This window comes from Oceanobacillus locisalsi (assembly GCF_042675985.1).
Taxonomy (GTDB): domain Bacteria; phylum Bacillota; class Bacilli; order Bacillales; family Amphibacillaceae; genus Oceanobacillus; species Oceanobacillus locisalsi.
The window spans coordinates 125,215-139,716 of the sequence record NZ_JBHTKK010000003.1 but is presented as its reverse complement, the minus strand read 5'-3'; the positions used below and the strand labels follow the sequence as shown (position 1 = coordinate 139,716).

Sequence of the window (14,502 nt, the reverse complement as noted above, 5' to 3'; positions counted from 1 at the left end):
TAATCAGCATGGGAAATCAGATAGAAGCGAAGGAAGCACTGCCCTTTGTGACAGGAAGTGTCATAAATACGATATTTCGTAATGAGGCAGAGCATTTCTCTATCGTTCGAATTAAAATCTCAAAAACAAACCTTGATTATGGCAATAAAGAAATCATTGTAAAAGGGTATTTTGATCAGCTTCAGGATCAGACTGCCTATTGTTTTTATGGAGCGATGGAAAAGCACCCTCGCTACGGACCACAATTAAAAGTACAATCTTATGAGACAATTTTGCCGACAACCAAGGACGGGCTTATCCAATACTTGTCCAGTGATCTATTTTATGGTGTCGGTAAAAAGAGTGCTGCCAAAATTGTGGAGAAGCTGGGGGAAAATGCGGTTTCTAAAATTATTGATGACCCATCGGTTTTAGATAATGTTTCCGGATTATCACAGGAAACAGGAGGAAAATTAGCTGAGCGCCTCAGGGAAAACCAAGGTTTTGAACGAGTTGCAGTCCAACTATCTGAATATGGGATAGGCCTCAAAATGGCTCAGGTCATCTACCAGACCTATCACGATAAGGCGTTAGAAATATTGGAAAAAGACCCATATCAATATGTTTTTGATATTGAGGGATTCGGTTTTAAAACGGCAGACCAAATAGCCTCCACTCAAGGTATTTCACATACCCACGAGAGCCGTATCGGCGCAGGGGTTATCTATATTCTGCAACAGAGTATGCAGGCAGGACACGTCTATTTGCCCTTTGACAAATGTGTGCAGGAGGTTATTGCTCTGCTTCATCTTCCGGATCCAGATCAGGGCTATGTTTCCGATGTTATCATGCAGTTAAATACAGAGAAAAAAATCATTGGTGTGGATGAACGCATCTATCTGCCTTCTTTATATTATGCAGAGGATAACTTTACTGCCAGTCTGAAAAAAATTCTCAGCAAACCGGTGGAAGAGGAAATACCTTTAGCAGAACTTTTGAAAATAACAGGTGACATCGAAGAAGCAGAGTCCTTGAGCTACGGAAAAGAACAGTTTGATGCTATCGTGCAGGCGATCCATTCCAAAATGATGATTTTAACGGGCGGACCGGGAACTGGAAAAACAACGGTTATTACTGGAATTATTCAAGCTTTTGCCGAGATTCACGAGCTTTCCTTAGAACCGTCGGATTATAAGAAAAAAGGGGACTTTCCGTTTGTATTAACTGCTCCAACCGGCCGGGCTGCAAAACGGATGTCAGAATCTACTGGTTTGCCGGCTGTCACCATCCACCGGTTACTCGGCTGGAATGGGATGGGCAGTTTTGAAAAAGATGAGCAGGAACCGTTATCCGGCAAATTGTTGATTGTCGATGAATTCTCGATGGTGGACACCTGGTTAGCCAATCATTTATTTAAAGCTATTCCAGATTCGATGCAAGTTATCCTGGTTGGAGATGAAGACCAGCTTCCATCAGTGGGTCCGGGGCAGGTTTTAACAGATCTGATGAAAAGCGGCGTTTTGCCGGTTATCTCTTTAACGGATGTGTATCGTCAGAAAGAGGGTTCTAAAATTATTCAGCTTGCTCACCAGATTAAAAATACGGATTATGATAACCGCTCCTTGGAAAATGCGCGTGATTTCAGTTTTATTCCCTGTTATGACTACCAGATGACAGACGTATTGACCTCGATTATTGAAAAAGCACAGAATAAAGGGATTGATCCTGCTTCTATTCAGGTTTTGTCTCCCATGTATCGTTCCCAAGCCGGTATCCATGCGATTAATGAAGCACTGCAGCAGTTAATCAACCCGCCAGGAGAAAAGAAACGGGAGATTGTTTATCAAGAGGCTGTTTTTCGTGTAGGAGATCGTGTGATTCAACTGATTAATCAGCCTGACGATGGCATTTACAATGGAGATATCGGCGAAATTGTCGCCATCTTTAAACCGGAAGAAAACGAAGAAAATGAAGAGCAAATTGTCATTGCTTTTGAAGATAAAGAAGTTGTCTTTATCCGAAAAGATTATAATAATTTTACACATGCTTTTTGTATCTCCATTCATAAGTCACAGGGGAGTGAATTCCCGATTGTGATTCTTCCTGTTGTTTATTCCCACCATCGTATGCTGCGGAAAAATCTCTTATATACAGCGATTACAAGAGGAAAAGAATCACTAATTATCTGCGGGGAAAGAGATGCATTTTTCAAAGGTGTGCAAACAGAGGACACAAACCGGAGATATACTTCCCTGCAGGAAATGTTGAAGATACAATTAGCTGATCAAAAAGCAGAGAAAAAAGAATATGAAACAATCGAGGACATCCCCGAAGAAGAATTATCTCCTTATGATTTTATGGAATAGATGTATATATTTAAAATTTCAGGGCAATACTTGGATGATACCAAGCGGAAAAAGGATGAAGGAATATGCTGGTATGTCCAAATTGCCGGGAAAAACAAATAGGAAAATTAAGCCCCACAAGTTATTATTGCTGGGTTTGTTCGATTGAACTAACCGTTTCCGGGGAGGAATTGCACATCCATCAGATAGAATCGGATGGAACGCTCAGTTCATTAGATGATTTATTTTCTAAAGAAGAGCGGAGACTATTATAAAAAGTGAAGCTTCCTCCATTGGAATCGTACGCATAATTATTTGTGATAAACTCCCAGTCTGTTGGTTACACTACCATGGACTGGGAGTGATTATATGTGGAGAAAACTAAACGTTAAACAAATCCTTTATTTTCTGGTAATTGCGATTCTCTCTTTTATCCTTTTATACTTTTTAGCGATTACCAAACCTTTTTATGCGGCATTTTTTTCTTTTATCGGTAAATTGCTCCTTCCATTTTTAATTGCCGGCATGATAGCTTTTCTTCTGCATCCGTTTATTGAATGGATGCACCGGTATCGCATTCATCGGGGCGTAGCGGTATTAGTTATCTACTTATTCTTTTTTGGAGGAGCCGGTTATGCGATTTATCGGGCATATCCGCTAATAGTGGAACAAATAAAGGAAGTGAGCCAAAATTTTCCAGAATTTATTTCCTTATATCAGAATGGCCTAAACAAGGTATACACATCTACTTCCTTTCTGCCGGAAACAGTGCATGACCGTCTGGATATGTTCATTCAATCGTTAGAGGATACGATGAATAACCTTTCAGGAAGTGTGATTGGCGGTTTTAATGATATGATGGACGCCATTATCCTCTTGACTGTTATCCCAGTGCTTGTATTTTATTTCCTGAAAGATTACCCGTTTATCAAATCTTTTTTATTTCGATTTGTTCCAGCAACCTATCGGGATGAAACAGGGAACATCTGTAAGGAAATAAGCAAGGGACTGGGCGGCTATATCCGCGGTCAGTTCATTATTAGTGCGGTAGTAGGTGCTATTTCTACACTTTGTTGGATGTGGCTGGACTTGCCGTACGCTTTATTATTAGGAATTATTCTGGCAATCGTCAATATTATTCCTTATTTTGGACCAATTATTGGTGCTGTTCCGGCTGTCACGGTAGCTTATATGATACAGCCTGAAAAAGCCCTGTTCGTCATATTGATTATCTTTGTCATCCAATTGATAGAAAGTAATCTGTTATCGCCGTATATTATGGGGAAAACCGTCAAAATTCATCCAATCGGTATTATCTTTGCTTTATTATTAGGCGGACAGCTGGCTGGTGTCATAGGTATGATTATTTCCGTTCCTGTTTTCACAATGCTGAAAGTACTGATTCAACAGTATCAGCTTTCCAAAAGCCGTCAGCGGGAAACTTAAATTTCATATGGCTTCAAGTAAGAAAAATTGACAGAGAGCCGAAAAATCAATATAATAACGCTAGAATCATACGAAACAACAGAAAATAACACAACCTGTTATATATGATGTTAATCACGCTGAAGGTGCTGAGTACATGACATAATATTCTAAGAGAGGGAGTCCCCCGGCTGAAAGGATTCTTGAATAAATGGTTATGGAAAGCTACACCGGAGTACGGCTAATCCCCGTCGGTATCATACCGTTATAATGCTGAAAGTGATGAACGCATTTTTTTCGTTCATAATAAGGGTGGTACCGCGAAATCTCGTCCCTGCAATCATGCAGTGAGGAGATTTTTTATGTTCATACATAAATGAAGGGTTCAACACCCAAATGTATGGTTGATATTATTTCATGAATTAGTTAATGAAACTGGTTAGCGTAGTGTTTTTCCGCAGCGGTTGATATTAGCAAAATTATATCCAATTGTCACCCATAGATTTTGGAGAAGACCTAAATGAAGGAGGCAAAAATAAATTGAAATCTTTGAGTTCCGCAGAAATCAGGCAGATGTTTATTGATTTTTTTAGAGAGAAAGGGCACCAGGTGGAGCCAAGTGCTTCACTGGTACCGCATGAGGATCCTACACTGTTATGGATTAATAGCGGCGTAGCAACATTAAAAAAGTATTTTGATGGTCGTATCATTCCAGAGAATCCAAGAATTGTAAATGCGCAAAAAGCAATCCGCACAAATGATATTGAAAATGTCGGATTTACTGCCCGCCACCATACTTTTTTTGAAATGCTGGGCAACTTCTCCATCGGGGATTATTTTAAAAAAGAAGCAATTGAATGGGCATGGGAGTTTCTTACAGATGAAAAATGGATTGGTTTTGATCCGGAAAAAATAGCAGTCACGGTTCACCCGGAAGATGATGAGGCGTATGATTTATGGCTGCAAAAAATTGGTCTCCCTAAAGAACGCATTATCCGGTTGGAGGAAAATTTTTGGGATATCGGGGAAGGCCCGAGCGGACCAAATACCGAGATTTTCTATGATAGAGGAGAAAGTTATGGAAATGATTCGTCTGATCCGGAACTTTATCCGGGCGGAGAAAACAGCAGATACCTAGAAGTCTGGAACTTGGTGTTTTCTCAGTTCAACCATAATCCGGACGACACCTATACGCCGCTTCCGAAGAAAAACATTGATACGGGGATGGGGCTAGAACGGTTAACATCGATTATCCAAGAGGTACCTACAAATTATGAAACAGATTTGTTTATGCCGATTATTCAGGCAACAGAAATGATTGCCGATAAAAAATATGGAGAAAACGAAGCTGCAGATATAGCATTTAAAGTAATTGCAGATCATATTCGTACAGTAAGCTTTGCTATTGGCGACGGAGCAATGCCGTCTAATGAAGGCAGAGGATATGTTCTCCGCCGGTTATTGCGCCGTGCTGTCCGGTTCGCCATAGATATCGATATCCAGGAAGCTTTTATGTATCGGCTCGTTCCGGTAGTAGCAGAAATTATGAAGGATTTTTATCCAGAAGTAGTCAAAGAGACAGATTATATCCAAAAAGTCATTAAAGTAGAAGAAGAACGTTTTCATGAAACATTAAATGACGGTCTGGAGATTTTGACAAAGCTGATGGAGTCAGAAAAAGAAAAAGGAAGTAATGTATTTCCGGGAGAAGAAGTCTTCCGTCTCTATGACACGTACGGGTTTCCAAAAGAATTAACCGAAGAATACGTGGAAAAAGCAGGCTTCACCGTGAACCAGGAAGGTTTCGAAAAGGAAATGCAACTGCAGCGGGAAAGGGCTCGAAATGCACGTCAAAAAGTGGATTCCATGCAGGTGCAGGATACCATATTTTCAACCATTCATGTAGATAGTGAATTTGTAGGGTATTCGACTTTAGAAAAAAATACTGTTATTCAGACGATTATTCAGCATAAAGCAGTAACAGAATATGCTGAAGCAGGACAAGAAGCGTATATTTTGCTGAAAGAAACCCCTTTTTATGCAGAAAGCGGCGGGCAAGTTGCTGATATTGGTTCTATTAAAACGGACAATGCATATGCAGTAGTCAAAGATGTTCAAAAATCGCCGAATGGACAGCATATCCATCGTGTTGAAGTGACAGAAGGCGTATTGCAAGTTTCTGAAGAAGCAGAAGCTGTCGTGGATAGAGCGTTCCGCAATGATGTTATCAAAAACCATACTGCTACGCATTTGCTGCATCAAGCATTAAAAGATGTACTTGGATCACACGTAAACCAAGCTGGCTCATTAAATGAAAGAAATCGGCTCCGCTTTGATTTTTCCCATTTCAGCAGTGCAACAGAAGAAGAACTGGAAGAAATCGAAAAAATAGTGAACGAAAAAATATGGGAATCACTGCCGGTTATCATCGAGACCAAAGAACTAGAAGAAGCAAAATCCATGGGCGCAACGGCATTATTCGGTGAAAAATATGGCGATGTTGTCCGTGTTGTTCAAATCAGCGACTACAGTATCGAATTATGCGGCGGATGCCATGTAGGCAATACAGCAGAAGTCGGCCTGTTTAAAATCGTTTCCGAAAGCGGCATCGGAGCAGGAACAAGAAGAATTGAAGCTGTTACCAGCAAAGAAGCTTATGCGTATCTGAACAGCAAAATTGAATTATTACAACAGTCAGGCGCATTATTAAAAGCAACTGAGGAACAAGTTCCTCAAAAAATAACAGCATTGCAAAATGAATTAAAAGAAACACAAAAACAAGTTGATTCTTTGCAAGCTAAACTATCGAATATGGAAGCTTCGTCTATTTTAGATGACATAATCGAGGTAAATAATGTAAAAGTCCTGGCCAAACAAGTTGATGTAAAAGATATGAACCAGCTGCGTTCTATGGTAGACGAATTAAAACAGAAAGTAGAGTCAGGTGTAATTCTTCTCGCAGCTGTCAATAATGATAAAGTACAGCTTGTTGCAGGGGTAACAAAGGATGTCATGAATCAAAATCTCCATGCAGGTCATTTAGTAAAGCAAGCAGCTACGATTTGCGGCGGTGGCGGCGGCGGTCGTCCAGACATGGCTCAAGCTGGGGGTAAAGACCCATCTAAAGTTACAGAAGCATTACAAAGTGCTTTAACTTATGTAAAAGACATGACAAATGCTTAATCCTTGGTTGTATCTTTCCTCATTAATAAGTATAATGAGAAAGATAAACATGTTAAAATAGTAGAAGGTTAATGAAGGACGAGGTGTCATTATGAGTTCAATTGATAAAACAATGAAATTCAACTTTTCCGAAGAACCATTTGACCAGGATATTAAAAAGATTTTAATGACTGTTCATGCATCATTAGAGGAAAAGGGATATAATCCGATTAACCAAATAGTCGGTTATCTACTATCAGGTGACCCAGCTTATATTCCTAGGTATAATGATGCGCGTAATTTAATACGTAAAGTGGAGCGGGATGAAGTAATTGAAGAACTTGTCAAGTTTTATCTAGAACAAAATAAGGAGAATTCATGAAAGCAATAGGTTTAGACGTCGGTTCAAAAACAATAGGTGTTGCGGTAAGTGACGCCTTTGGGTGGACTGCCCAAGGATTGACCACCATTTATTGGAATGAAGCGGAAATCGAATCGGCCGATGAAGAACTCAACAATCTGATAGATGCAAATGATGTATCTCAGATTGTTGTCGGCCTGCCGAAAAATATGGATGGATCAATTGGTGAAAGAGCTGAGGCATCCAAGCGCTATGCTGAATATGTCGAAGAAAAATATCAATTGCCTGTTGTGATGTGGGACGAGCGTTTAACCACCATGGCAGCGGAACGTGTGCTTTTGGAAGCAGATATGAGCCGCAAAAAAAGAAAAAAAGTAATTGATAAGATGGCAGCTACAATGATTTTACAAGGTTATCTTGACTCGAAAGGAGGCGTTATTTAATGTCATTAGAAGAAAAAGAACGAATTGTTATTCCGGATGAAAATGGGGACGAACATCTATTTGAAGTGCTTTTCACATTTGATGTGGATAAAACAGAGCAATCCTATATAGCTGTTGTACCCGCTGAACAAGCTGAGGAAGAAGAAGTAGAAGTATACGCATTTCGTTACGAAGAACAGGAAAATGAAGATTTTACACTTTACCCGATTGATTCCGATCAAGAGTGGGAAATGGTCGAAGAAATGTTAAATACATTGGCAGACGAAGAAGAGTAAATGCTAAAAGAAAGCGGATGTCCATACCTGATGGCGTCGGCTTTCTTTTACGGTGAATTTGTATACACTTTTGACGAAACAAAGAATCACGTCTTTCATCTGAATTGGCAAACCTTTCATTACCTGCTAAAAATATAACTTTCTCCAATATTCCTGATAAAAACAATCAATTTTGTTAAAAATGTAGAAGGATGAAATAAAACAACAGGAATATTGGATAAATATATATGAATTTAGTATAATGAACCGGATGAAAGGGGGATACACGGTGTCAAAAGACGACAAGCATAATGGATTCCAAAAAAACCTTATTCAAAGAGGAAAAGAAGCTTCGAAAGTCAGAAAGATTGTAGCAATTATTATTATAAGTTTTACCCTGATTATAATAATTGGAGGAATATCCGGTTATTTATATATTCATTCTGCACTGCAACCGGTGGATGAGGAAAATTCCACCCCGGCAGAAGTAGAGATTCCGATTGGTTCTTCCAGCTCAACGATTGCCGGCATACTTGAGGAAAATGGCATTATCAAAGATGAACGCATCTTCCGGCTCTACACGAAATTTAATAATGTGAACGAATTTCAGGCCGGAAATTATACATTTAATACGGCCATGAGTATGGATGACATTATTGAATCCTTACAGAGCGGAAGAATCATTATAGATGCTGCGTATACCATAACTATTCCGGAAGGGTTAACGATTGAAGAAATTGCAGAAATATACAGTGACAATTTCAATTTCTCCCAGGAAGAGTTCATGGAAGTAGCCAATGACCCTGATTTTATTGAGGAATTAATGGAGGAATACCCTGATCTATTAACGGAAGATATTCTGGACGAAGATATTCGGATGCCTTTAGAAGGTTATATGTTTGCTTCTACTTATGAATTTTATGAAGAAGAACCAACTATTGAATCCATTATCGATTGTATGGTTGAACAAACAAATTCTATTTTCCAGCAATATGAAGGCGAAATAGCGGAACAAGATTTTACACCGCATGAAGCTATCACATTTGCATCGGTAGTGGAGAAGGAAACCGCTCATGAAGAGGAACGTTCACAAATTGCAGGTGTATTTCATAACCGTTTGGACGATGAGTTAAAGCTGCAGACAGATCCGACGGTGTTATATGCCATAGGAGAGCATCAATCAGTTGTTACTTTTGAAGATTTAGAAGTGGAATCTCCATACAATACGTATATCGTAGACGGACTGCCGGTAGGGCCTATATCTAATTTTGCTGAAAACTCTTTGCGAGCTGTCCTGAATCCGGAAGAATCAGACTATCTTTATTTCTTACATGATGAAGATGGTAATATTCACTTTTCAGAAACCTTTGAAGAACATGTTGAAAATCGGGAAGAATATATAAATTAAAGCGTGTGTTTTAACGTACACACTTAAACGGATTAATGGAGACTCTCTCCATTTTCCGTTTTCTTTTTTAAACATGACGGCCAAAAGATTTTTAGTAAAAGGAAATGGTGAGATGGATAAAGAAATCGAAAGGTACCTCGAATCACTGCTGCCGGCATCCTCTGCTTCTGTTGAAATGCTGGAAAATGATGCAGAAGAGAATCATGTGCCAATCATAGACAGAAACAGTATGCATATGATTAACCTTATTTTAAAGGTAAAACAGCCGAAAAAAATATTGGAAGTAGGTACGGCTATTGGTTATTCTGCCTTGCGTATGCTGGAAGGTGCGACGGATGCTGATATCATTACCATTGAAAAAGATGAAACACGCTATTATGAAGCAATCAGCAATATTCAATCCTGGCAGCGTGATAACCAGATAGAAGTGATTGCAGGTGATGCAGCGGAAGTCATGCAGGACTTAGCTGAAAGTAAAAAGCAGTTTGATGTTATTTTTATCGATGCTGCAAAAGGGCAATATCAATCTTATTTTAACCTGGCTGATCAAATGCTCCCTGCCGGCGGTATATTAATCACGGATAATGTATTGTTCCGGGGCATGGTATGTTCAGATGAGGAAGCGCCCAAAAAATATAAAACGTTGGTACGGAAATTAAGAGCGTACAATGAAATGCTAATGAATCATCCTGATTATCATACGTCTATCATACCGATAGATGATGGTGTTTCTATTAGCTATAAAAGATGAAAGAAGTAAGGAGACAGCAGCATGGAAAAGAATAAACCCATCGTAATTGGTGTTGCAGGGGGGAGTGGCAGCGGAAAAACTTCCGTAACCAGATCGATTTATGATCGTTTTAAAGATACATCGATTTTAGTACTTGAACAGGATGCTTATTATAAGGATCAGTCGGATCTTCCTTTTGAGGAAAGACTGAAAACAAATTATGACCACCCATTAGCATTTGATAATAATTTATTGGTAGAGCACCTTAAACAATTGATTGCATATCAGTCGATTGAAAAACCTGTTTACGATTATAAGATACACAATCGTTCCAATGAAACCATTCAAGTTGAACCAAAAGAAGTTATTATCGTAGAAGGCATTTTGATATTAGAGGATGCGAGTCTGGTCGATTTGATGGATATCAAGGTGTTTGTTGATACAGATGCTGATTTACGAATTATACGGCGTCTGGTACGAGATATTAAAGAGCGTGGCAGGACATTAGATTCGGTTATTGACCAGTATATTCAAGTTGTTCGGCCCGCGCATATGCAATTTATCGAGCCTTCTAAGCGTTACGCTGATTTAATTATTCCAGAAGGCGGAGAAAATCATGTTGCGGTGGATATTCTGGCGTCTAAAATAGAAAATATATTAGCAAAAAATGCATTTAAATAATTATTTCGCTTGCTAATTTAGGTAATATCTGCCATAGTATTGATTAGTATATTTTGAATAGTTGCGTCATAAGCTATATAGCTTATTTTAATTAATAATATACATGGAATAAAGAGCTTGATGAATAATGATGCTAACATTGAATAAGCTGTGATTATTCCTTGATAGAAAAGAAAAAAGGAGTGTATCGAGATGGCTGCAGAAAAAAGCTTTTATATGACACAAGAGGGGAAGGCTAAATTAGAGGACGAACTGCATTATTTAAAAACGGACCGTCGTCAAGAGGTTGTTGAAAGAATAAAAGTAGCTCGTGATTTCGGAGACCTATCCGAGAATTCCGAATATGATGCTGCTAAAGATGAGCAGGCTTTTGTTGAACAACGTATTACACAAGTAGAGAATATGATTCGTAATGCTGAAATTATTGAGAATGATAATGCAAATCCGGACGTTGTTGCACTTGGAAAAACCGTTACTTTTGAGGAATTACCTGATGGTGATGAAGAAACGTATACGATTGTAGGAAGTGCAGAAGCAGATCCGTTTGAAGGAAAAATATCCAATGATTCTCCGATGGCAAAAAGCCTGCTTGGACATGAAATTGGAAGAGAAGTAACCGTAACAACACCAGCTGGTGAAATTGAAGTTCGGATTACGAATGTAGAATAAAAAATAGGAAGCGATTGCACAAATGTATATCCTTTCACAAAAAACTTACAGTTGTTAAAGCTGTAAGTTTTTTAATTTCTAATCCAAACGTTAAAAATCAGCTCTCCTGAACGAATAGTATGTTGAAAATAGAGAGAGTTTCTTCTTTGTTTTTTAAGTTTTAAGAAGAGACAAACCGTATTTTTGTGCTAGAATAGAATAGACAATAATTGCTGAACTCGATATGATAGTATAGAGCAAATAATGCAGTTAGGAGGATTTTTAGGTGAGTCAAACAAGATCAAATAAATTTGAAAAAAGAAGAAAAAATACGAAAGCCATTACTATTCTATCTATTATTGGAGGGGTTGTGCTGGTTTTCTTCCTTTCCATATGGGTATTTGGCGGTGGAGATGAGACAACCGAAGAAGGAACGGAATCCGACGCATCCGAAAACACCTCTCCAGATGAGGAAAACGGTGAAGGTGATGGAGAAGAAGATAATGGCTTTTTAATAAGAGATCCAGATTCAGAAGACGAAGATAGTAATGGAGAAGATAGTGACAACGAGTCTGAAAACGAAGATGCCAATCGAGAAGAAGAAAATGAAGATGAAGATGAAAACGAGGATGAAGATGCATCGAACGAAGAAGACGAGGAAGAGAATGAGAATGAGAACGACGAAGAAAATGAAGATGAAAATAGAGAATCAACAGAGCCATCGGGTGATGATGTAGAAGAGGCCTATACTGGTGACTGGGATCCGGTAGGTACAGAACAAGAAGGAGATCATAATACGGATTTTAGTGACGGGTCTCAAGATCGTACTGAAATTAAGAGAGCTACTTCTATGGTTACTGGTTTAAATGAGGATAATATGATTGAACATTGGGTTGGGAATAATGGTCCTGACAAAGTCATTGCTACCGTTTCTGATTCAAATAACGAACAATTTTATCGTGTATTCTTAGATTGGGTAGACGGTGACGGCTGGCAGCCGACGCAAGTAGAAGAGCTGAGCGAAAACGACGCAGGGTAATAATGGAGGATAAAGATGACAATCGGAATAATCGGAGCAATGGACGAAGAAATTGAATTGCTGAAACAAAAAATGACAGATGTAAAAGAAACAGAAGTAGCAAACACTTCTTTTTATCAAGGTTATCTGGAAGGAATAAAAGTTGTCCTACTACTGTCTGGCATAGGAAAAGTGAATGCAGCTATGTCTACGACGATTTTACATGAGCAATTTAATCCGGATAAAATTATTAATACAGGTTCTGCCGGAGGATTTGCTGATAATCTGGAGGTAGGTGATGTCGTTATTTCCACGGAGGTATTGCATCATGATGTAGACGCGACAGCATTTGATTATGTGTATGGACAAGTTCCAGGTATGCCTGCAGTTTATACTGCTTCTTCGGATTTGATAGAGTTAGCAAATCAGATTGTTTTAGAAACAGGTATTCAGGCAGAAACAGGTACCATCGCAACCGGCGATTCATTTATGCAACGTAAGGATCAGACAGCAATTGTGCAGGAGCGATTTCCAGATATGCTTGCATTGGAAATGGAAGCCGCTGCGGTAGCGCAGGTTTGCTATCAGTATCAAACGCCGTTTGTTATTATTCGCGCATTATCTGACATTGCCGGAAAAGAATCATCGATTTCCTTTGATGATTTTTTAAATAAAGCAGCACAGAATGCAGCAGAGGTAATTATAAAAATGGTTCAAAAATTATAAGCTGTAGTTTAAAAAACTCGTATTCGTTGAAAAAGCGAATACGAGTTTTTTTGTTGCATAGGAAATTATAGAATTATTGCCTTGTGGATAACTATTTATAGTAAAACAGCCACGTCCAGCTCCGAGCGCCAAAAACTAGGAGATTTCACGTCGCGCCCTACGATAAAGAAGACTTGGCGATTGGCAAGCCGTCAGGCGCAGACAGAGTTAAAGTCGCACTTATGCCCTGCGGGTGAAAGTCAACATCGGTTCGTCACCTCACCGTGTTTCCTTTATCTCAGTTGCGCCGCTCCAATCTCTACGTTTTTAAACAGGCGCTCTGCGCTTTTGTTCTATTCCTTATTGAAATCTTTACTCCCATGCTTCAAAGTAATTCTGAATAAAATCATAAAAGACCTGTTCAGATGGTGCTAAATTACGGTTTTTAGGAATGATGATACCAACTGTCCGCTTAAGTGGCGGGCCATCAATAGCAACTTTAGCACTATAAGCGGTGCTTAAATCGTTAAAGGCACTTTCCGGAAGCAGCGTAATCCCCATTTCAGCTGCAACCAGCCCTTTTATTGCATCTAAATCCTCCCCTTGTGATTGAATTTTTGGTGTGAATCCTGACTGGAGACAAGCATCAATGACAAGCTGATGGAGTACATATCCTTCTGGAAACAATACGAAATTTTCATTTTCTAAATCGGTTACAGTTATTTTTTCTTCTTTCGATTTGGTATGATTTCTAGGAATAAGTGCATAAAAATTTTCCATAAACAAAACTTTGCTAATAATATCTGGCTGGTTATCGGGTACAGGGCCGAGAAAGGCTAAATCAATTTCTCTGTTTCGCACAGCTTCAATCAAAAAGTTATAGGAACCTTGTCTTAATTGAAAACGGATATTTGGATAACGATTCTTGAAGGCAGATAAAACAGTCGGCAACAGGTTGCTTGCTAAGCTTGTCGGGAAACCGATTTTTATTGAACCCCGTTCAGGATCTAAATATTCATCCACCTGCTTCTTTGCATAATCCACTCCTTTTAAAGCAGATGTAATATAGGTTAAAAATATTTTTCCAATGGGTGTTAAATGCACATTTCGACCAGTTCTTTCAAATAGCTGCACGCCTAATTCACTTTCTAAATTGGAAATCTGCCGGCTGATGGCAGATTGAGCCACATGCAGTTCCAGAGCAGCTTCGGATACGTGTTCTTTTTCTGCTACCGCAACAAAATATCTTAATTGACGCAGTTCCATATTTCCACCTCATATCAATATTAGATTATTATTATGTTTATTATATATTGTTTCGATAAATAAAAAAACATAAAATG

The 14,502-nt window shown here is 38.9% G+C and carries 14 protein-coding genes and 1 other annotated feature; of the genes, 13 read left to right on the top strand and 1 reads right to left on the bottom strand.

Annotated features, from left to right (window positions below; translation table 11 throughout):
* Positions 1 to 8 precede the first annotated feature (8 nt).
* The 13 genes from recD2 to mtnN all read left to right on the top strand — a co-directional run bounded on the left by recD2 (position 9) and on the right by mtnN (position 13,180).
* Positions 9 to 2,345 carry an SF1B family DNA helicase RecD2 gene (gene recD2 / locus ACFQ19_RS04840; protein ID WP_379590957.1) on the top strand — a complete coding sequence of 779 codons (2,337 nt, stop codon included), beginning with the start codon at positions 9 to 11 and terminating at the stop codon, positions 2,343 to 2,345.
* 65 nt (positions 2,346 to 2,410) lie between these two features.
* Positions 2,411 to 2,599, top strand: a complete 189-nt coding sequence (locus ACFQ19_RS04835; protein ID WP_379590956.1) for a hypothetical protein — start codon at positions 2,411 to 2,413, stop codon at positions 2,597 to 2,599.
* Between the two features lie 94 nt (positions 2,600 to 2,693).
* Positions 2,694 to 3,770, top strand: a complete 1,077-nt coding sequence (locus ACFQ19_RS04830; protein ID WP_379590954.1) for an AI-2E family transporter — start codon at positions 2,694 to 2,696, stop codon at positions 3,768 to 3,770.
* Between the two features lie 110 nt (positions 3,771 to 3,880).
* Positions 3,881 to 4,088: a binding site (T-box leader), on the top strand.
* Positions 4,089 to 4,289: 201 nt separating this feature from the next.
* The gene (gene alaS / locus ACFQ19_RS04825; protein ID WP_379590953.1) at positions 4,290 to 6,932 is read left to right on the top strand and encodes an alanine--tRNA ligase; all 2,643 of its coding nucleotides are present in this window, start codon (positions 4,290 to 4,292) and stop codon (positions 6,930 to 6,932) included.
* A gap of 91 nt (positions 6,933 to 7,023) precedes the next feature.
* Complete coding sequence (locus tag ACFQ19_RS04820) at positions 7,024 to 7,293, top strand: IreB family regulatory phosphoprotein (RefSeq protein ID WP_379590952.1); 270 nt, start codon at positions 7,024 to 7,026, stop codon at positions 7,291 to 7,293.
* Positions 7,290 to 7,715 carry a Holliday junction resolvase RuvX gene (ruvX, locus tag ACFQ19_RS04815; RefSeq protein WP_379590951.1) on the top strand — a complete coding sequence of 142 codons (426 nt, stop codon included), beginning with the start codon at positions 7,290 to 7,292 and terminating at the stop codon, positions 7,713 to 7,715. The genes ACFQ19_RS04820 and ruvX overlap by 4 nt, the downstream gene beginning before the upstream one ends.
* Positions 7,715 to 7,990 carry a DUF1292 domain-containing protein gene (locus ACFQ19_RS04810; RefSeq protein WP_379590950.1) on the top strand — a complete coding sequence of 92 codons (276 nt, stop codon included), beginning with the start codon at positions 7,715 to 7,717 and terminating at the stop codon, positions 7,988 to 7,990. Before ruvX ends, ACFQ19_RS04810 begins: the two co-directional genes overlap by 1 nt.
* A 268-nt stretch (positions 7,991 to 8,258) precedes the next feature.
* Positions 8,259 to 9,377 (top strand): endolytic transglycosylase MltG, encoded by a 1,119-nt coding sequence (gene mltG / locus ACFQ19_RS04805; RefSeq protein WP_379590949.1) that lies wholly within the window; start codon positions 8,259 to 8,261, stop codon positions 9,375 to 9,377.
* Positions 9,378 to 9,489: 112 nt separating this feature from the next.
* Positions 9,490 to 10,128 carry an O-methyltransferase gene (locus tag ACFQ19_RS04800; RefSeq protein WP_379590948.1) on the top strand — a complete coding sequence of 213 codons (639 nt, stop codon included), beginning with the start codon at positions 9,490 to 9,492 and terminating at the stop codon, positions 10,126 to 10,128.
* Positions 10,129 to 10,149: 21 nt separating this feature from the next.
* The gene (gene udk / locus ACFQ19_RS04795; RefSeq protein WP_379590947.1) at positions 10,150 to 10,788 is read left to right on the top strand and encodes a uridine kinase; all 639 of its coding nucleotides are present in this window, start codon (positions 10,150 to 10,152) and stop codon (positions 10,786 to 10,788) included.
* Positions 10,789 to 10,980: 192 nt separating this feature from the next.
* Positions 10,981 to 11,457 (top strand): transcription elongation factor GreA, encoded by a 477-nt coding sequence (gene greA, locus ACFQ19_RS04790; RefSeq protein WP_379590946.1) that lies wholly within the window; start codon positions 10,981 to 10,983, stop codon positions 11,455 to 11,457.
* A 265-nt stretch (positions 11,458 to 11,722) separates the two neighbouring features.
* Positions 11,723 to 12,475 (top strand): YrrS family protein, encoded by a 753-nt coding sequence (locus ACFQ19_RS04785; protein WP_379590945.1) that lies wholly within the window; start codon positions 11,723 to 11,725, stop codon positions 12,473 to 12,475.
* Between the two features lie 15 nt (positions 12,476 to 12,490).
* Positions 12,491 to 13,180 carry a 5'-methylthioadenosine/S-adenosylhomocysteine nucleosidase gene (gene mtnN, locus ACFQ19_RS04780; RefSeq protein ID WP_379590944.1) on the top strand — a complete coding sequence of 230 codons (690 nt, stop codon included), beginning with the start codon at positions 12,491 to 12,493 and terminating at the stop codon, positions 13,178 to 13,180.
* Positions 13,181 to 13,531: 351 nt separating this feature from the next.
* On the opposite strand, the gene ACFQ19_RS04775 is transcribed toward mtnN, so the two are convergent.
* Positions 13,532 to 14,425 (bottom strand): LysR family transcriptional regulator, encoded by an 894-nt coding sequence (locus ACFQ19_RS04775; RefSeq protein WP_379590942.1) that lies wholly within the window; start codon positions 14,423 to 14,425, stop codon positions 13,532 to 13,534.
* Between the last annotated feature and the right edge of the window lie 77 nt (positions 14,426 to 14,502).